The organism is Photorhabdus caribbeanensis, assembly GCF_018448885.1.
Taxonomy (GTDB): domain Bacteria; phylum Pseudomonadota; class Gammaproteobacteria; order Enterobacterales; family Enterobacteriaceae; genus Photorhabdus; species Photorhabdus caribbeanensis.
In genome coordinates this window covers 145,955-165,195 of the sequence record NZ_RCWB01000006.1, presented here as the reverse complement: position 1 = coordinate 165,195, position 19,241 = coordinate 145,955, and the positions used below count along the sequence as shown (strand labels likewise).

At 41.7% G+C, this 19,241-nt stretch carries 14 protein-coding genes and 1 pseudogene; 6 read left to right on the top strand and 9 right to left on the bottom strand.

Annotated elements, in window-relative coordinates; genetic code table 11:
- Nucleotides 1-15: 15 nt before the first annotated feature.
- A complete protein-coding gene (locus EAE90_RS06620; RefSeq protein WP_214052835.1) occupies nucleotides 16-972 on the top strand; it encodes a methyltransferase in 957 nt (318 codons plus the stop codon).
- Between the two features lie 275 nt (nucleotides 973-1,247).
- Here EAE90_RS06620 and fdoI read toward each other — a convergent pair whose 3' ends face one another.
- From fdoI to fdnG, 3 genes are read right to left on the bottom strand one after another with little or no spacing between them, the layout of a single operon-like run.
- On the bottom strand, nucleotides 1,248-1,889 hold the full coding sequence (gene fdoI, locus EAE90_RS06615; protein WP_214052834.1) for a formate dehydrogenase cytochrome b556 subunit: 642 nt from the start codon (nucleotides 1,887-1,889) through the stop codon (nucleotides 1,248-1,250).
- Nucleotides 1,886-2,815, bottom strand: a complete 930-nt coding sequence (gene fdxH, locus EAE90_RS06610; protein WP_214052833.1) for a formate dehydrogenase subunit beta — start codon at nucleotides 2,813-2,815, stop codon at nucleotides 1,886-1,888. The genes fdoI and fdxH overlap by 4 nt, the downstream gene beginning before the upstream one ends.
- Nucleotides 2,816-2,826: 11 nt before the next feature.
- Nucleotides 2,827-5,874: a formate dehydrogenase-N subunit alpha gene (gene fdnG, locus EAE90_RS06605; RefSeq protein WP_214052832.1), complete on the bottom strand. Its 3,048-nt coding sequence runs from the start codon at nucleotides 5,872-5,874 to the stop codon at nucleotides 2,827-2,829.
- Nucleotides 5,875-6,087: 213 nt separating this feature from the next.
- On the opposite strand from fdnG, the gene fdhD reads away from it, so the two are divergent.
- The gene (gene fdhD / locus EAE90_RS06600; protein ID WP_214052831.1) at nucleotides 6,088-6,918 is read left to right on the top strand and encodes a formate dehydrogenase accessory sulfurtransferase FdhD; all 831 of its coding nucleotides are present in this window, start codon (nucleotides 6,088-6,090) and stop codon (nucleotides 6,916-6,918) included.
- A gap of 88 nt (nucleotides 6,919-7,006) precedes the next feature.
- Here fdhD and EAE90_RS06595 read toward each other — a convergent pair whose 3' ends face one another.
- Nucleotides 7,007-7,789: a GNAT family N-acetyltransferase gene (locus tag EAE90_RS06595; protein ID WP_214052830.1), complete on the bottom strand. Its 783-nt coding sequence runs from the start codon at nucleotides 7,787-7,789 to the stop codon at nucleotides 7,007-7,009.
- Nucleotides 7,790-8,476: 687 nt separating this feature from the next.
- Here EAE90_RS06595 and EAE90_RS06590 point away from each other — a divergent pair.
- On the top strand, nucleotides 8,477-9,397 hold the full coding sequence (locus tag EAE90_RS06590) for a carbohydrate kinase family protein (protein WP_214052829.1): 921 nt from the start codon (nucleotides 8,477-8,479) through the stop codon (nucleotides 9,395-9,397).
- 47 nt (nucleotides 9,398-9,444) lie between these two features.
- Nucleotides 9,445-10,662 carry an MFS transporter gene (locus EAE90_RS06585; protein WP_214052828.1) on the top strand — a complete coding sequence of 406 codons (1,218 nt, stop codon included), beginning with the start codon at nucleotides 9,445-9,447 and terminating at the stop codon, nucleotides 10,660-10,662.
- Here EAE90_RS06585 and EAE90_RS06580 read toward each other — a convergent pair.
- Nucleotides 10,659-11,324 (bottom strand): helix-turn-helix transcriptional regulator, encoded by a 666-nt coding sequence (locus EAE90_RS06580; protein WP_214052827.1) that lies wholly within the window; start codon nucleotides 11,322-11,324, stop codon nucleotides 10,659-10,661. The two genes, EAE90_RS06585 and EAE90_RS06580, sit on opposite strands and share 4 nt — an antisense overlap.
- Before the next feature lie 94 nt (nucleotides 11,325-11,418).
- Between EAE90_RS06580 and EAE90_RS06575 the strand changes: the two genes are divergently transcribed.
- Nucleotides 11,419-12,834 carry an MFS transporter gene (locus tag EAE90_RS06575; RefSeq protein ID WP_214052826.1) on the top strand — a complete coding sequence of 472 codons (1,416 nt, stop codon included), beginning with the start codon at nucleotides 11,419-11,421 and terminating at the stop codon, nucleotides 12,832-12,834.
- 272 nt (nucleotides 12,835-13,106) lie between these two features.
- On the opposite strand, the gene EAE90_RS06570 is transcribed toward EAE90_RS06575, so the two are convergent.
- Nucleotides 13,107-14,567: a DNA translocase FtsK gene (locus EAE90_RS06570; protein ID WP_214052825.1), complete on the bottom strand. Its 1,461-nt coding sequence runs from the start codon at nucleotides 14,565-14,567 to the stop codon at nucleotides 13,107-13,109.
- Between the two features lie 323 nt (nucleotides 14,568-14,890).
- On the opposite strand from EAE90_RS06570, the gene EAE90_RS06565 reads away from it, so the two are divergent.
- Nucleotides 14,891-15,112, top strand: a complete 222-nt coding sequence (locus tag EAE90_RS06565; protein WP_246550429.1) for a hypothetical protein — start codon at nucleotides 14,891-14,893, stop codon at nucleotides 15,110-15,112.
- A gap of 86 nt (nucleotides 15,113-15,198) precedes the next feature.
- Here EAE90_RS06565 and EAE90_RS06560 read toward each other — a convergent pair whose 3' ends face one another.
- From EAE90_RS06560 to EAE90_RS06550, 3 genes and pseudogenes are all read right to left on the bottom strand, one after another.
- Complete coding sequence (locus tag EAE90_RS06560; RefSeq protein WP_339920933.1) at nucleotides 15,199-16,236, bottom strand: hypothetical protein; 1,038 nt, start codon at nucleotides 16,234-16,236, stop codon at nucleotides 15,199-15,201.
- 246 nt (nucleotides 16,237-16,482) lie between these two features.
- The gene (locus EAE90_RS06555; RefSeq protein ID WP_214052824.1) at nucleotides 16,483-17,409 is read right to left on the bottom strand and encodes a toll/interleukin-1 receptor domain-containing protein; all 927 of its coding nucleotides are present in this window, start codon (nucleotides 17,407-17,409) and stop codon (nucleotides 16,483-16,485) included.
- 486 nt (nucleotides 17,410-17,895) lie between these two features.
- Nucleotides 17,896-18,942: pseudogene (locus EAE90_RS06550) on the bottom strand (tyrosine-type recombinase/integrase).
- Nucleotides 18,943-19,241 lie beyond the last annotated feature (299 nt).

The window sequence follows — 19,241 nt, the reverse complement described above, 5'->3', positions numbered from 1 at the left end:
ATAAAGGATGGCTCAATGCTAACTGAACTAATTGCATCAAATAGAAGATCAGCTGCAATTCATGCTTTTGTTGATACCGGATTATCTACTCACTTTAAAGATGGAATTTATGTGGATATAAGCGAGCTTTCCCGTAAATCTGGTGTTAATTATGATCGGTTTAGTCGATTATGTGATTTCTTAGTTGAAATGGGGGTGTTGGTTAGCAAGAATAATAAATTCAAGCTTTCTGATGAGTGCCAGGTGTTTGCAGATCCTGAAAGTTTTGAGACATTCATGATAAAGCTTGAAATTTGCTCATATTACTGTAACGCTTGGTTAATGTATGGAAAATCCTTATTTGAAGATGATGGCAAATCGGCATTTGAAATGGCACATGGCAAGCCATTCTTTGAATATCTGGATGGTAACAAATTTCTCAAATCAAATTTTGATGCTTTAATGACAAGAGTCTCAAATTTAATCGTTGAGGAGTTACTTGGTATTTATGATTTTAATCAGCATAATAGAATATTAGATGTTGGAGGGGGAGAAGGGGAGCTTTTAGCAAGAATTAGTGAAAAGGTAAAAGGAAAACATTACGCTGTATTGGATAGATATAATGAACTTCCCATTTCTGACAATATAGAGTTTATCAATGGAAATTTTCTAAAGTCAATTCCATCCGGTTATGATTTGTATATTTTAAAAAATGTTCTCCATAATTGGTCCGATAGTGACTCAATACTTATTTTGGAGAATTTCCGCAAAGCAATGGATAAAAACTCATCTCTATTATTGATAAATATGGTGAAAGAGCCTGAATTTTCTAGATCTTTCGATATATTAATGGATATGTTATTTGCGGGGAAAGAACGTAGTGTTGATGAGTTCGAATATCTGGCTAATCAAGCTGGCCTTGTCGTTCAAGAGATTAAACTGGTAGAACAATCATATTCACCATATTCATTTATCGAACTACGGATAAAATAAATTGTAGGAACTACAGATTATTCCCAAAGATGATTAATATGGATATTGTCTCTTTAAGGAACGGATAGATAAAATAAAGCATCAATTTTTTGATGCTTTATTTTATATCAAAGAAATAGATAGATTAAAATAGAAAGTGAATTTAATTTAAAATCTTATGATAAAAAATAATTTAAAAAAAATATTGAACTTAATATCTAATCATTCCTTGCACTTAATGCGTAATAAGCAGGATATGACTATCCTGCTTATGATTAGATTATATTCGAAACGCATTAACGTTTCTCTTCTTGTTGTTCCTGTTTCATCACTTCACGATACCAACGTGGGTGATGTTTCTTCGCCCAACCACGAGTTACCCAGCCTTCAACCATTGCTCGGAGAGATCCTTTCACCCAGAATGCCGCATAAGCGTGAACCATAATCGTCAAGATTAAACCAATAGCTGACATTGAATGGATTAGAAGTGCAATTCGAATTATCGGAATAGAGAAGAGATCAGCAAAATAGGGGCGCCAAATAACAACACCACTGACAGCGAGTAATATCAAGCAAATACTAATAGACCAATAAACCCCTTTCTGACCTAAGTTATACTGGCCAATATCGCCCGCTTCCTCATTTTTCATAATCTTATGGATGTTTTTTAGCCATACAATGTCATCTTTGTCGATAAAGTTATGTTTAAAATATCTGAAAAACATAAAGATAAATAAAATAAACATCGCTGAACCGACAAATGGATGCAAAATCCGTGATAATTGCGGCGTACCGAAGATATTCATCAGCCAGTTAAACGAGGGGAAAAAGAATCCTAATCCACTAATGGCGGTAAATAGAAAACAGAGTACCACTGCCCAGTGATTCACTCGCTCAGCGGGTGAGTGACGGATAATAATATCTTTCCTGCCTTTCATCGCGGTTCCTCCCCATTGGCTGATTGCTGTGAAGGCTCGGCATCACGACGCGCATTTTCCTCGTCTTCTTCGGTTACTCGATTTGGACCAATACCCACGTAATGAAAGAGGCTGGCAGCGAATGTGGCTGCAAATCCCACCGCGGCCAGCGGCTTCCAGATTCCTTTCCAGAAAGTCACCGTCGGGCTGATCGCGGGATTGTCCGGTAGGCCATGATATAGCTGTGGTTTGTTAGCATGGTGCAGTACATACATCACATGGGTTCCACCAACGCCATCAGGATCGTACAGACCGGCATTCTCATAACCGCGACCTTTCAACTCACTCACCCGTTCAGCCGCCAAATCCTTCATGGCTTTTTTACTGCCAAAATGGATTGCGCCGGTCGGACAGGTTTTCACGCAGGCAGGTTCCTGACCAACGTTAACGCGGTCAACACACAGAGTGCATTTATAGACCCGGTTATCTTCTTTGTTGAGTCGCGGCACATTGAATGGACAACCCGCGATACAGTAGCCACAGCCAATACAGTGTTCCGACTGGAAATCAACAATCCCATTTGCATACTGAATTATCGCTCCTTCCGCCGGACAAGCTTTCAAGCAACCCGGATCAGCACAGTGCATACAACCATCTTTACGGATCAGCCATTCCAGTTTGCCGTTCTCTTCAACCTCTGAGAAGCGCATCACGGTCCATGATTTGGCGGTTAAATCAGCCGGGTTATCATAAACACCAACGTTATGACCGATCTCATCACGGATATCGTTCCACTCAGAACAGGCCACCTGACAAGCTTTACAACCGATACATGTCGTCACATCAATCAGTTTCGCAACGCCCTCCTGGTCATCCCGCACCCGTGGTGCAGGAGTAAAAGAATTTGTGGCAGAGCGACGAATGATGTCTTGAGTTTGCAATGACATAATTTTTCCCTTTACACTTTTTCCACATTAACCAGAAACGCTTTGAATTCAGGCGTTTGTGTGTTCGCATCACCAACAAATGGCGTCAATGTATTGGCAATAAAGCCCTTCTTCGCTGCCCCTTCAAAGCCCCAATGAATAGGAATACCGATAGTATCTACTTCACGACCATGTACATTCAGGGTACGAATACGTTTGGTGACAACCGCTTTCGCTTTGATATAACCACGATTAGAGCTAACCTTGACGGTATCACCGTGCTTGATGCCTTTCTTTTCTGCCAGTTTTTCACCGATTTCCACAAACTGTTCAGGTTGGATAATCGAGTTCAACAATGCATGTTTTGTCCAATAGTGGAAATGTTCTGTCAAACGGTAAGTCGTTCCCACATAAGGGAATTTATCTGCCTTACCCATTGCTTCAAAGTCGCTTTTGAACACTCGGGCAGCCGGGTTGGATACCACATTGGGATGCAACGGATTGGTCCCTAATGGTGTTTCAAAGGGTTCATAGTGTTCAGGGAATGGCCCTTCTGCCATCTTATCAATAGCAAACAGACGCGCCATACCTTCCGGTTGCATGATAAATGGACCAACATCCGTTTCCGGCGCAGCCACACTGTAATCAGCAGTATCGACGCCACCCCACTTAATACCATCCCACGTCAATAACTGACGTTTCGCATCCCAAGGTTTGCCCCGTGGATCAGCCGATGCGCGATTGTACAAAATACGACGATTTAACGGCCATGCCCATGCCCAACCTAGTGTATTACCTAATCCTGACGGATCGGCGTTATCACGACGGGCCATCTGATTACCTTCCGGCGTCCAGCTTCCAGCAAAGATCCAACAACCACTAGCGGTGGTACCATCATCACGTAGCTGAGCGAAAGAGGTTAATTGTTGACCTTGTTTCACTATGACATTGCCATTAGCATCAATCAAATCAACCAGTGCTCGGCCATTACTCTCTTGGGCCACCTCTTCCGATGTGGGGCTGTTCGGAATGAAGTAATCCCAGGTCATGTTCAGCACCGGCTCTGGTGATGCACCACCTTCAGTACGGTACATATCTCGCATGCGTTTGAAGATACCGGAGAGGATCTCTGCATCACCGATGGCTTCTCCCGGCGCATCCGCACCTTTCCAGTGCCATTGCAACCAGCGACCAGAGTTAACAATTGAACCGTTTTCCTCTGCAAAACAGCAACACGGCAGGCGGAAAACTTCTGTCTGAATTTTGGATGAATCGACTGGGTTAAATTCACCGTGGTTCTGCCAGAAAGTTGAAGTTTCAGTATTAAGCGGATCGATAGTGATCAGGAATTTCAGTTTCGACAGGGCATCAACGACTTTGTTTTTATTCGGAAAAGAGGCTACCGGGTTAAAACCCTGGCAAATATAGCCATTGACTTCACCTTTCGACATCATGTTAAAAAATTGCAGAACATCATAACCTTTGTCCCACTTTGGCAGCCAGTCAAAACCCCAGTCGTTATCTTTACGAGCGTTATCACCGTAAAAACTTTTCATCAGACTAATAAAGAATTTTGGGTAATTTCCCCAATAATTAACCTGGCCCGGCAGCATCGGTTTGGGTGTATTTGCCTGGAGATAAGTTTGCAGATCAGCCTGTTTCTCTGAGGGGAGTGTCAGATATCCCGGCAAGCTTTGTGATAACAACCCTAAATCAGTCAAGCCCTGAATATTCGAGTGACCACGCAATGCATTAACACCGCCACCCGCCATACCCATGTTGCCCAACAGTAGTTGGATCATTGCCATAGTTCGGATGTTCTGCGCACCAACTGAGTGTTGAGTCCAACCCAGTGCGTACAGGAAAGAAGCGGTCTTATCCTTAACACAAGTTTCTGCAATATATTCACAGACTTTCAGGAAATCTTCTTTTGGCGTACCGCAAATATTAGTGACGACATCGGGCGTGTAACGACTAACGTGCTCCTTTAACAAATTCCACACACAACGTGGGTGCTTAAGTGTGATATCTCGTTGAGCAAAGCCGTTTTCATCCAGCGCATAGTTCCAACTGGTTTTGTCATATTGACGTTTTTCTGCGTCATAACCACTGAACAAACCATCATTGAACGAATAATCTTCACGCACGATCAGACTGGCGTTGGTATACGCCTCAACATATTCATGGTTAATCTTATCGTTGGTTAGCAGGTATAAGATAACACCTGACAAGAAAGCAATATCAGTACCAGAACGGATTGGAGTATAGAAATCCGCTACAGATGCTGTACGGGTAAAACGTGGATCAATCACAATTAACTTAGCGTTATTATGGATTTTGGCTTCCATTGCCCAACGGAATCCCACAGGATGCGCTTCGGCAGCGTTACCACCCATAACGACTATTAGATTCGCGTTCTTGATATCAACCCAGTGGTTGGTCATCGCACCGCGACCAAATGTTGGAGCAAGACTTGCTACCGTTGGTCCGTGTCAGACACGTGCTTGGTTGTCTACGGCGAGCATGCCGAGAGCGCGACTAAATTTTTGCGACAGATACCCTGTTTCGTTACTGGAAGCAGATGCACACAGCATGCCGGTCGTCAGCCAGCGATTGACTGTCACACCTTCTTGATTAGTTTTAATGAAATTGGCGTCACGGTCTGCTTTCATTAACTTAGCGATGCGATCAAATGCCTCATCCCAAGTAATACGTTGCCATTTGTCAGAACCCGCTGCGCGATATTCCGGGTATTTCAGGCGGCTTTCGCTATGGATAAAATCAACTAAGCCAGCCCCTTTAGGACAAAGTGCGCCGCGGTTTACCGGATGATCAGGATCACCTTCAATATGGAAAATAGTTGCTTTCGCGTTTTTTGCGCCATCTCCAAGGCTGTACATCAACAGCCCACAACCGACAGAGCAGTATGTACAGGTATTTCGGGTTTCACGTGCACGCAACAATTTATAATTACGTGTTTGTGCAAGGGCTGCGGTTGGCGTAAAGCCTAACGCGGCTACCGTCGTACCTGCCATACCGCCAGCGCAGATCTTGAAGAACTGCCTTCTGCTGACTTGCATGGGAATCTCCTCACTCACATTGTCTTAAAAATGAATTGTCTTAAAAACGAATTGTTTTAAAACAGTATCCATTCCATCATGGGAAAAATTTCAAATGTGTTCTTTCTTATTAAAACCACTTTCCGTAGCGGGATCAGATTTATTGCCTGACAAATAGTATAGACTCTTTTTTCACACGATTATTATGTCGTAACACTATTAGGAACTCATCTAATGTATAACGTAAAATCAGGGAAGTTGTTACCATTTGGTGTGATTGAGGGCGTAAAACGAACGAACGTGCAACAAAAACACCATCTCGATACATTAAAAGCTGATTGGATTGCAGAAGAAGTTCCTGTTGCTTTAGTTTACAACGGTATTTCGCATGCCGTAATGATGGCAAGTCCTAAAGATCTCGAATATTTTGCTATTGGGTTTTCGCTTTCCGAAGGCATTATTGGATCTCAACACGAGATTCGTGGCATTGATATTATCGCTAATTGTAATGGCGGTATTGAGTTGCAAATCGAACTTTCTAGCCGTCGTTTTGCGAGTTTGAAAGAGCGCAGACGTAATCTGGCTGGACGAACAGGCTGTGGCATCTGTGGTACAGAGCAACTTTCTGATGTTTTTCGCCCGATTTCCCCGTTGCCTTTTACTCAAACCTTTTCGTTAAGCCAGCTTGATCACGCTCTCTCTCAACTAACTAACGTCCAAGATATTGGTGCATTGACAGGTTGCACTCATGCCGCAAGTTGGATCAATCCAGAAGGTAAATTATTGGGGGGATGTGAGGATGTAGGTCGTCACGTTGCACTGGATAAAATGTTAGGCATGAAGGCAAAAACAGGCTGGCAGCAAGGTGCTGCTATGGTATCCAGCCGTGCCAGTTATGAGATGGTACAAAAATCAGCCATCTGTGGCGTTGAAATTTTGTTTGCTGTTTCAGCAGCAACTTCGTTGGCGGTAGAAATTGCTGACCGATGTCATTTAACCTTGGTTGGTTTTTGTAAACCCGGTAAAGCGACTATTTATACCCATGCTGAGAGATTAATAAGTTAAATGAGCATAAAAATAGGCACATCAAGAACGCTCGCATTTCCTACTGTGATTAATGTGAAAAATTTATTTTCATATTAATCAACCGAGGTTATCGCAATAATTCTGAATCATGCAAGCTGTGAAACATCCAAAAGTTGGGTTCAATGTAATAAGCCATTTGTTGTTGTATATCCACCACTAGCGGCACTAAACCGCCAGGAATAATATACTGCCCACTTTGCGGAAATTTCATTCCTGTCCATTCCTGCCATTGATCAAGCGTGCCATTTATATACATTGAGCGCATAGCCGGTCGAATAATCTTCGCTCCCAGACGCCAGTGTGCCCGAATCCAGGGATCAAAAGGTTCATTGTTATCATTTTTCCATTCACAGTATTGTACAAAATCCTGCAATGGATAGTTTTTTTTCAACGTCGGTCTAACAGGAACAACTAACCCTTTCAACCCCTCCTCAATAGCTGCTTGTTTTAAGCTACTAATGAGTAATGCCGGTAAATTTTTGCCACGAAATTCAGGAGATACTGTTACTGACAGTGCTGACAACATTTTTGTTACTTTTTTTCCACGGGCAAACATACCTCTGCGGAAAACTTCATCCCAACCATTATCTGGCAGTTGTTCTAATGAATCGTCTTCCCAAGGGAAAGGTACTGCATTGGCAACACCAATTAATCGCTGTTTTTTCCCTTGCTGCAAAATAGCAAATTGCTGAAAACGGCTGAAATCTGACTCAAATAATTTATTCCAATGCTCATATGTCACTGGAGAATTCTGTATAAACAAAGGCCAATTATGGTAAATAAGATCATCAGTGGCATTTTTTAAATCAGGTCGTTGTTTTGCGGATTGAATAATAATGTGTGTTTTCAACGTAGGATTTCCGGTAAAAGTAATTTGTAAGATTGATAAGTGCTTCATTAGTTGATAATTATAATTATGTAGAATAGCAGTAATATTTATGGACATAAAGAGATAATATGTTTTAAGTAATTGTTACTAAAAACTAATTAAATAAATTTTTTATTTTTTTATTAATTTCTTAAATTAAATTTTTATTTATCAAGCATATAAAATTATAAATATTTATCTTGCACGGATAACACGCCATTGGAAATACAATAAAATCAACTCACTGTTTATCCCAGTAGAACTATTTTATTTGCCGTTGTTTATTATAAAAGTGTGTTTGGGCAGTATCAGATAAAAATGTTGGCTTTTTCATTCGTTTTGGCTCTCCTCATGAGGCTAATTGCATGAATTCATAAACTTTTCCCATGAGTTTTCATATATTTTGGCAACAATGGTTATGTGTCACTATTTCATATTGGGATTATTGTCGTCCTATGACCGATAAATTGGAGATCAAGCACGTTGGTGTCACATAATTGATACAGATTGACTTTTATCGAACCCGATTAATGTTAAAGTATAAGTATTTCTTATGTATGTAAATTCAGCAATAATTGCTGCAAGTTTTCTTTCCTAAGTGATTTATCTGTTTCTTTTCCAATTTGATGTGACTATGGCTGATATTTAGGCCGGTAAGAGGAGAGCCTGATGGCGGGTTTACTACCGATTACTGTAATTGGTGCGGCGGCAGGAGATATTGTTCTTAGTTTGCCGAGGCTTCCCCGTAGTGGGGCAGATCAGGAAGCTAAAGAAATTGATCGGCAGATTGGCGGTTCTGGTTTTAATGTTGCTCGGGCCTTAGTCCGCCTGCAAGTCCCTGTGATCAATGGTATACCCGTTGGTAATGGATATTGGGGTAAGCAAGTCGCCAAAGAGATGCAAGACCTTGGGCTTGAGGTTACATTGACCCATTCATCTCTTGATAATGGTTGGTGTTTGGCGATGGTTGAACCGGACGGTGAAAGAAGTTTTGTTTCTGTGAGTGGCTGTGAAATTGACTGGAATACGGCCATGCTCTCTTCTATTGCTTTGCCGGAAAAAGGGTATATCTACTCCAGTGGTTATGTCATGGCGAGTAAATCAACAGCGATTTTATGTGACTGGTTACTGGCGTCGCCATCCGGGCAGACGTTATTGCTGGATTTTGGCCCACGTTTACCGGAAATAGATCCTACTTTCCTTGATGCATTACCTGCTGACCGGACTATTCTGACACTGAACGGTGATGAAGTTGCTATATTGTGCGGAGAAGGTGATCCTGTCGTCCAAGCTAGCCGTTATTCCAGTAAAAGAAAAATCACTATTATCTGTCGGTTAGGTTCACAGGGTACGTGGATATGTCTGCCTGATAGTGAGCCAGAATATGTTGCTGCTTATAAAGTGAAAGTGGTGGATACCATCGGTGCTGGTGATGCTCATAGTAGTGGCATGCTTGCAGGTTTATCGCAGGGAATGTCATTAAGAGATGCTGTTGAGCTTGGCAATCGTGTTGCCGCCATTGTCGTCAACCGTTCTGGTGCTGCGGGTGCACCAACAATAAAAGAACTAGAGGAGTTTGTGTTTGAATAATTATTTTCAGGCACTACGCCTCTTAGATTTTAAGGGGCGTAGTTAAAATGAGTGAATTACTTCCAGGTTGGAAACGCAAAACGGTTTTATTTTTATCAGCTCAAACAATTTCTTTGCTAGGTTCTTCCATTGTCCAGTTTTCTATCGTCTGGTATATCACCTTAAATACATCATCGGGAGAAATGCTGGCTATTTCGGTACTCTGTGCATTTCTTCCACAGGTATTGATCTCCTTATTTGCTGGTGTTTGGGCGGATACTTATAGCCGTAAGTTGCTCAGTATTGCCTCTGATGCCGCAATTGCATTAGTCACTCTTGGTTTAGCTATCTCTTTTATGCTTGGATTTAAGAGCATTGAGTTGTTATTTGTCGCGTTGATTGTCCGCTCATTCGGGACGGGCATCCAGATGCCGGCAGTGAGTGCTATTATTCCGCAACTCGTGCCGAAAGAGAAATTGCTGCGGGTCAATGGTATTAATACTTCTCTGACTTCACTGATGATGTTGGCATCTCCTGCTATTGGCGGCTTTTTATATTCTCAAACTTCAATTGAGAATATTTTTTTAGTGGACGTAACGACTGCCATTATTGGCATCAGCATTGTTGCGTTTATTCCTATTCCTAAAATTGCTTCCGCTTCCATACCGGATAATAAATTTCAGGCAATCTTAGCGGGTTTCCGTTATCTGCAAGAGAATAAATTAATCAGAAATCTTTTGATTTTTCTGATTTGTGTCTGCTTTCTGATTAGTCCGGCAGCATTTCTGACACCTTTATTAGTTAATAGGACATTTGGGGAAGAGCCGTGGCGTTTAGCCATTAATGAAATGACATTCAGTGCCGGCGCGGTTTTAGGTGGATTGCTGATTTCTTTCTGGAGTGAATATAAAAATAAAATGCGTATAACGGCGATAGCTTGCGCCTTTTTTGGCATATTTATGATAGCTCTTGGTAATGCCTATTGGTTCCCACTTTATCTAGTAATCAATGTCTTTTTAGGTGTGGTAACACCTTGTTTTAACGCACCGATAACCGCGGTTTTTCAGGAAAGAGTCGAACCTGAAATGATGGGCAGGGTATTTAGTTTAGTTCAGATTGCTCTGTCCTGTTCTCTGCCATTAGGTATGGTGCTGTTTGGTCCAATCGCTGACTATATCAGTATTCAATCTCTTTTAATGATATCTGGTGGATTGATATTACTGACTGGCGCACTGTTTTTTATGTTTAACGGAGAAGGCAGCCGAGAAAGTAGCAGCGCAGTTTAATCAGGCTTAATGTTGCTAGTTATGCGATAAGCGCAGCGCCGTGAATTGGTGAGCATATACTCCACGCGTTCTACCTGAGCTTGGAGTATATCCCGAAATACGTTGAGTTCAGCGCGGCAAAAGCCCTGGCAGGCGGTAGCGGCAGCGCAAATTGGGCAATGATTTTCTACCAGCAAAATGGCGCCATCTTCGGTAGATGACCACTGAGCCATGTAACCTTCACGGCATCTTATAGCAACTAGCCGTTCGACTCGCTCTTGTAGACTCGTTGCTCCATTCATTGCCTGCTGATAATTAGTCCGGGTTTCCTGCTCACGGGTATCAATCAATATATCTATGGCTTTTTCACCTAACTGTTTACGGATAGTGCTGAGTAATTGTACCGTCAGTTCAGCATGTGCATCTGGGAAATGATTATGACCTGCGGCTGTCAGGTGCCAAAGTTGTATTGGACGGCCAACGCCTCGTGCTTCTGCAATAGCTTCCACCAGCCCTTCTTTCGCTAATTTCACAAACTGTTGCCGGGCAGCTTCCCCGGTTGTACCTAGCATTTTCCCGGCGTCAGAAGCTTGTTGAGGACCACGGGTTTTCAATAACATCAGTAACTTTTCACCTACTGATTGTGTCATGTTTGTGCTATTTTCAAAGCTTTTTCTTGACATACTCCTTCTCCCCATCTTAATTTATTCCAAGATAATTCTTGTTTAATTTAACGTAAGACTCATATTAACTCAATGCTAATGCAGGATAATGACTGTGATAACAAACGATGAAAGCCGCTGGAGCGATTTGTTCTCCGGTAAAAATGTGGCCAGCGCCCTGGTTTTATCGCTAGGTGTTGCGTTACATGCGATTAATATCTTAATTGCCACCACTATCTTACCTTCGGTTGTACAGGATATTGGGGGTTTGAACCTTTATGCTTGGAATACGACGCTGTTCGTTGTTGCTTCTATTATTGGTTCAGTATTATCTCCGTGTCTGCTGAATGCACAGGGAGCACGTAATGCTTATCTGGTTGCTGCGCTGTTGTTCTTCTTTGGCAGCTTGTTATGCGCACTTGCCCCAACAATGGAGGTGATGTTGATCGGGCGAACGGTGCAAGGTTTTGGCGGTGGACTGTTGTTTGCACTCTCCTATGCCATGATCAATCTGGTATTTGAACAGGCGCTTTGGCCGCGGGCGATGGCTCTGATATCCGGTATGTGGGGCGTTGCGACGTTAGTTGGCCCTGCTGTGGGCGGTGTTTTTGCTGAGATGCATGCTTGGCGTTATGCCTTTGGCATCATGCTGCCAATAATGCTGTTGTATGCAGTCTTCACTTGCTTAACTTTGCCAAAAGGTAAACTTCAGGAACGGAATAAAACAGCGTTACCCTTAGTACAGCTAGTTCTATTAGCGGGAGCGGTATTGATGGTTTCTGCTGGTAGCGTATCCGAAAATGTGAAGCTGAATTTTGCAGGAATTATGCTGGCATTAGTATTAATAATACTGCTAGTTTGTCACGAACGGCGTTCTGTCATACGCCTATTACCTCATGGCGCATTGCATTTTGGATCACCTCATGCAGTGTTATTCGCCACGATTTCATTATTGGTGGTCGGCATGACCAGTGAAGTATTTGTGCCGTATTTCCTGCAAATATTGCATGGTCAGTCACCGCTAATTTCTGGTTATATGGCCGCGGCAATGGCAGCCGGTTGGACAGTTGCGGAGATAATCAGTGCGGGTTGGCGTGGTGCCGGTATACGCCGGGCAATTATCAGTGGGCCAATATTGGTATTAATCGGTATGCTGATTCTATCGTTGATATTATCACGGCCTTCAGTTGGACATTGGCAAGTGATGATACCCATCGTGATTGCACTGACTTTGGTGGGATTTGGTATTGGTTTTGGTTGGCCGCATTTGCTCACTCGCATATTACAGGTCTCGTCAGAGAGGGATAAAGATATTGCTGGTGCTTCAATTACAACCGTGCAGCTCTTCGCAACTGCTTTTGGCGCCGCATTGGCGGGGATGGTGGTGAACCTTTCGGGGTTTAATGAACCGGGTGGTGTAACGGGGACAGCTTCTGCCGCATACTGGTTATTCCTGTTATTTGCTATCGCACCCTTGCTGGCGCTGTTTACCGCGTGGAGAGCAGCGAAGATTAGATTGGTGGCTGAGTAGTTCTGTTTTATGGTGTAAAAAATGGCTCATGATATCGACGTTTGTTGATGACACGTCGATATTTTTCTGTTTTTTCGACGCAAGGTTTCCGTATGTCGATTCCATCGACATATTGCTAACACGTGTCGAAATTTCTCGATTTTATCGACATGAAGACTGTACGTGTCGATGAACATTGGAAATATAAACATGACATGACAGGCAAATGCACCTTTTAATGCTATTGCTGGCATACAACGGTAATTTGCAGAAGTGACTTGTTCTTTGTTTTTTTATGATGGAGGGGCTAATACTCTCCGGTTGCCATTACTCTCTGGCATACTGATGATACCAATGGTTTCCATCTGTTCAATAATACGTGCAGCTCTGTTGTAGCCAATCTGGAATTGACGTTGGACTTCAGATATTGATGCTCGTTGCTTTTCTACCACAAAAATAACAGCCTGCTCAAACAGTGAATCAAGCTCTTCCCCCTCAAATTCCGGTGCTTTATAATCATTTGCAGAAGTAATCTTAATATATTGAGATTGGCTATATTTTTGCCACTTTTGTACTACAGAGCGTATTTCCTGTTCATGAACTAAAGCACCATGTAAACGAAGCGGCTCAATCAAGTGAGGAGCCACGTAAAGCATGTCTCCCGTCGGCAGCAATTCAGCGCCATTTTGGCCTGAGATAATACGTGAATCAGTTTTGTCGAATACCGAAAAAGCAATCCGTGTGGAGATGTTGCTTTTAATCAAATTGGTCATGATATCAACGGAGATATATCGAGTAGCAAGCACTAGATGGATACCAACAATATGAGCCTGTTGAGTGAGGGATACGATCAATGTTTCGGTTTCTTTACCCGCTTTAAGCATCAAATCGGAAAATTCATCGATCACAACAATAATATTGGGTTGTTGCATCAATATTGGTGATGTCGTATCTGCTCCATCAGAGGGGATCCAGAAAGGATTGGGGATAGGATGCCCCAGATTTATTGCTTGTTGTACATGCTGGTTATACTCAATTAAGCTACGTACGCCAAGCGCTGATATCAATTTATAACGCGACTTCATCTCATTGAGGCACCAGTGTAACGCGTGAACAGCCTCTTCCGTATTGTTAATAACTCTTGTTAGTGAATGGGGTAGTTTTTCATAAACCAAAAGTTCCAACATGTTCGTATCAATCATGATAAAGCGAACGTCTATAGGAGTGGCTTTGTACAGTAAGCTAAGAATCGTGGCATGAATAAACGTAGACTTACCCGATCCTGTAGCTCCCCCGATTAATAAGTGTTGCATATCAGTTAGAGTTGTAATGATGGGGTTTCCAGAGATATCTTTGCCCAAAGCTATTGCCAGATGAGAATCGATTTCTTTAAATTGAGCGCAATCTAATACAGTACGTAAGTAGATGGTATCACGACAATTTCTAAGTACATTTAAGCCAATATAGGGTGTCTCCGGTATGATTGGCACAATCTGTATAGTAGATGCAGAAAGTGAGCGTGTTATATCGTGAGATAAATTAATAATCTGGGAAACTTTAACGCCGGGTGCTGGAAGTAAATCAAAATGAATATACGCGGGTCCTGGAGATATATTTTCTACATTGACCATGATGTCATAAGCAGCCAGGCATGATTCTATTGATTCAGCCATTTTAGCTAGTTCTGAATCAGCTACCTCCACACTAATAGGAGGAGAGAGTAATAAATCAAATGTTGGAAATTTATTTGTCATAGTGTTAGGCATAAATTCCTCTGTTCTGATATCTAGGAGACTTTACTCTAATCTAGAGAGCATTCAAAATGTTGTGCCGCTTAAAAATTTCTTACAATAAGTATAGTCACTTCTTCGGTATGGCCTTAAAAATAAGTATCTATTACACTAATGGTAAATTTTAACAGCATAACTAATTGATATTTATTAATTATGTTAATTGCTCATTATTCTTGTACTTAGGGAAATGGGTGGAAGCTTTTTCAGATAAGAGAAACACTATAGATTTTTTAACTTATTGGGAGTAACTTATCAGAATGATTATAGTGCGATGGTGATGAAATATGTCTTTGGATGTGGCTTATAGCATTGAATTAAATGAGTATATCGACCCTGATCGAGCTTATGATTTGTATTGGTCTGGATTAATTACTAATAAAAAATTATTTATATGTCCTGGCGAAGATTGTTCTGCACAGGTTACTTGCGCGAATCTTGATGAAGATATGCAGAACATGCGTGTAGTTCCTCATTATCGTATTTATGGTAAACATCATCCTAATTGAGAAATAGAGAGAAAAGTTCCGCTTTAATGTCATGCTCTGGGCAAATTTAGAGCACGGTGAAAAATTTGCCCGACAGCAGCACTTTGTTAGCATTTCCTGGCATTCAGAACTTCAAGCCCACCAGCCGCTGATGATTCAACAGCACATGGAAAATCATTCCTTAATCCTAAATGATTCTGGCTCACTAAGCTCTTCAGTGGTTTTTCAGTTAAAAATAAATTGCAATATCCTAATGCCGCTTCAGCATGACAGAAATCTAGAAGGTCATTACCTGTGAGTTGGCGTTTTTTGTCCCATCTTACAGAGGCATGACAACAAGCGCTAATATGTAGTGTTCGAATTGATTTTGAAAATTTTCTAAATCGCTCTTGGTTCGATAGATTTTCGTTATTTGCTTCAAATTCCTTATACCCTGCATTATCTAATTCTTTGGATAGTTGCAGTAATTGCTCTTTAAAGAGGCTTAATACTCCGTCAAACTCTACACGGTATGCCTGTTTATAACTTAGAATTTCACCTGCATGCTCTTGATTTCCTAGATTAAGGCGCTCTGCCGTTTTCTGCCAATCTAATTGTTCCCAACTCTCGAAATCAATATAGTCCATTATCTCAGTAAGCGTAATATCCCACATATAATCAAGAAATGATTTTTGAATAATAAGTTCTTCGGACTGTTCAAAAGGCGTTTGATGTGGGTGAATCTCACCAAATATATAGCTGAATTTTGTCCATACCAAGTTATCTATTGGTATAAGGTTTTCAACCCCAGCCAACAAATAAATCGCGTTACATAGTTCTTGACTGATTCTTTCTTGATTAACAATAAGCGTGACACCACAACTTAGGCGATCTATTAAATTTACTGTGGCAAGCCTTGTTCTGTGGTCACTTTGCTTCATAAGCTCAACAAAAACTGTTTCAGATATGGGACAAATACACATGCCGTCATTAACTAGGCATTTAATCTGGTTAAGAAGCTGAATTAAATCTTTATTGCCATTTCTACCGAGTTCGACATCTCTAAAGAGTATCCAAAATCGTAGGTCCAGATAAATTCTATATTTGCTTGTAACCTCTACTCCAAGCTGTACTCGCTTTTCTCTTACATATTGTTCTAAGGTCACATCAGGTTGTTTCCGGTGCAAATCTATTGTGCTATACACAAGCTTTCATCCCCATTGCGAAGCTTTGGATTGGTTGCTAACGCCGTTCTAGCAACACTTTGTGAGCTATTACCTACATCTCAGCAACACCAACAGCAAAAGGGAGCGAAAAGCTGACATTAACGCCAGCAGCACGGGCGGCTTTGTAATGTCGATGTAACCGAAATATAAAATTCGTCGCTGTATCTGTGATTGTTATGTGTTTTCCTAAAATGGAATGTCACCCCACTCTGCTTCCTGTTTCGCCTTTCCTACAATTATCTTTTGAACATTGAATTTACTTAGCATCGAATTAAGGCTGTCTAAAAATGCTTTTGACTCAGTAAGGAGTCCATTATCCGCTACTTGCTGCTTAAGATTCTCCAAAATATCTGATGGCACCCCGTCTAAGGATTTGAAAATAGCGATTCTCTCGATAGCTTCTTCAGCTGTAGTTGCATTTGAGACAGCGCCCGAAAGTGAAATCAGTATTTTATTTTTAGTTTTAGGGGACTTAACCAATGTCTCAAAAATAGCTTCAGCCACTTCTCCTATTGTTTTTCCCTGCGCCTGAATCCCTTGGTATTTACCAATGAATCCGTATGGATCCAGCCCCTTACGGATTGGAATAATTAGAACATCGCGACCAACTGCAACTCCAACTTCCTGATCACACCATTTGCTTTCTTGGAAACCCGGCATAAGGATGGCCGCTAGGGCATCCATGGTTCTTAAGCCAGCTTCGATTTCATTTTGCCATTCCTTCGTCGGTTCAATATCTTCATGGGCGACGAAGCTGGATATTGCAAATTTTCTTAACGCCGTTTGGAGGTAGGCAGTTTGAACCTTGAATGACGCCAAATGACTCAGAAACAACCTAAAATGTCCGGCCTTCCAAAAGCCGACTTTCCTCACCACGTTAGAGTTACTTGGGGCGTTTACAAGTCCCAACTCACCAGCTATTGTGAAAAGTAACTCCTCGTCGACCTTAGCAAGCATGTCTTTCGCATAAGCCCTTTTGCTATTATGAGGATAATTATCCTGTGTTGGAACACCATGTCCCCGGAAGTACGTGTCAATATCCGTAAATGTCATCCTAGACTGTAGCTCTGAGCCAATATCATCTAAGAATTTTATTTTTTCTAATCCATTCATAATTGTCCGTCTTTACTCCCAGAGTATATAACTTTTATTTAAGTAACGGTGCGTAGCACCGTCAAATTCAAAGTTTTTTTAAATTTGAGCGCACTCAGACTATTATTCTAAATATATCTAAGAAATCTCCCCCATGGCACGCTCCCGGGCAGACTACAGTTGTATTTTTGGCTTGTGACTCGCTGTAATCCATACTCCCAAGTATTTTTTAGTTTGGCGAACCAAGTTAAAAATTCTTTAAATGTGGACACTTAACGCTTTTCCCACGGGTCTCCCCACACTTCAACACGGGCCAACACGCTTTTGTAAATTTAATGAACTAAACATTACGCTACTTTTCACTAAGTTTCTATCACTTATAGGTACAGTCGCTTCTAGAATCAGTAACAATTATAAAGTAAAGAACGTCCGCTATTGGCACATAACCGACTGTTAGATTGCGTTTAAGTCGGAAAAAATGTCAGATCGAGTATGAGCCAGTACATTTCATGCTATAACCTTTCTCAATGGCGTCACGTTATAATCTTTACCTCTTTCTAATGAAACAAGCATGTTAGCCCACAAATCTAATGCTCGTTTTCTCTCGTCGAAATATTGATAGCGGTTGTATATCCCCTCAACGCCTTTAATTCTGTGATTCAGGCAGCGTTCTGCTACTACCGGATCAACACCTAATGCAACCAAATGTGATCGTGTTGTGCGCCGAAAGTCATGAATAGTAAAATTAGGTTCATCGGGAAGGTTGGTTTGTACCTTACTCAAGGCCACAAGCAATGTGCTTTCCTGAATGCGAGGGATCATACGATGCTGCATTTTTCTGGACGGAAAAGCACCCACAGACTATTACAGGACATCTGGTGAAGTTCTCTCAACTAGGTGTCGGTGCTGGAATTGGGATATCGATTGCATCGCCATTCTTAACTCGCTCTGCGGGTAAGTGCCAGATAGCTTCATTAAGATCAAACTTTTCCCAACGGGTACCGCAAAGCTCCATTTTACGGCAGCAGAATACCAGTAGAAGCTTCATTGTTAGCTCATTCTGACGTGAGAATCCCTTTGTCTTGGTATTGCCTGAAAGAACTTCATAAGCTCTTCGCGGCTTAGCCGGCTCTCTCTGCTTTGTTCCTGGCCGCCAGCATCTGAGATCTCAAAAGCGCCTGTGGGATTGGTTTCAAGCATATGTCATTTAATGCCGTAATCGAAAATACGACGCCTCATCTAAGAACATCATTTGCGACTGTTGGTGCACCACGCTGGACGATTTTTTGCAACATGTCGTCAATATGCTAGGCTTTAACATCTTCGATTCTGAGATGCCCAATCGCTGGGTTGATATCTTTGTCTATACGGCGGTGTCAGGATGTCTGGGTGTTTCCTGCGGGTGAGGATCTGGTGCTCAAAGTATTCAGCAGCCAGTTCTGAAACACGGAGTGCGTGTTTTTCTTCCTCCATCTTCTTCAACGCTTCTGCTTTGCGTTCTTGCTTCTCTCCTGCTATGTCATGTCCCGGAGCGTCCCGCGAAGTACTCCTTATTTTTTATCCATGTACGAATCTGTATGTCTGTCAATTTGCCCATATGTCACTCGTTATCAGGGGGTGTACTTAAAACGAATAAGTACACCTTATAAACACTTCAAATACGCGCTGTACTGATACTATGTGAGACTATATAAAACAAAAAAGACCATGATTTACAATGGCCTTTTTGTCCGCATGAGTCTTTGTGAGATGAGAAGAGATGTGAATCTGAATGTTGAGTAATGGTATATGTTATTTGATTTTATTGAGTTTTTTATACTCCATTTTTTCAGTATGTACACTCCTATGTACAC

Bases quoted from the DNA above. Each gene is read 5' to 3' on its own strand.
- EAE90_RS06580 (WP_214052827.1), bottom strand. From the start codon at position 11,324: ATGTCAAGAAAAAGCTTTGAAAATAGCACAAACATGACACAATCAGTA.
- EAE90_RS06555 (WP_214052824.1), bottom strand. From the start codon at position 17,409: ATGAATGGATTAGAAAAAATAAAATTCTTAGATGATATTGGCTCAGAG.
- EAE90_RS06585 (WP_214052828.1), top strand. From the start codon at position 9,445: ATGAGTGAATTACTTCCAGGTTGGAAACGCAAAACGGTTTTATTTTTA.
- fdhD (WP_214052831.1), top strand. From the start codon at position 6,088: ATGTATAACGTAAAATCAGGGAAGTTGTTACCATTTGGTGTGATTGAG.
- fdxH (WP_214052833.1), bottom strand. From the start codon at position 2,815: ATGTCATTGCAAACTCAAGACATCATTCGTCGCTCTGCCACAAATTCT.
- fdoI (WP_214052834.1), bottom strand. From the start codon at position 1,889: ATGAAAGGCAGGAAAGATATTATTATCCGTCACTCACCCGCTGAGCGA.
- EAE90_RS06570 (WP_214052825.1), bottom strand. From the start codon at position 14,567: ATGACAAATAAATTTCCAACATTTGATTTATTACTCTCTCCTCCTATT.
- EAE90_RS06590 (WP_214052829.1), top strand. From the start codon at position 8,477: ATGGCGGGTTTACTACCGATTACTGTAATTGGTGCGGCGGCAGGAGAT.
- EAE90_RS06620 (WP_214052835.1), top strand. From the start codon at position 16: ATGCTAACTGAACTAATTGCATCAAATAGAAGATCAGCTGCAATTCAT.
- EAE90_RS06565 (WP_246550429.1), top strand. From the start codon at position 14,891: ATGTCTTTGGATGTGGCTTATAGCATTGAATTAAATGAGTATATCGAC.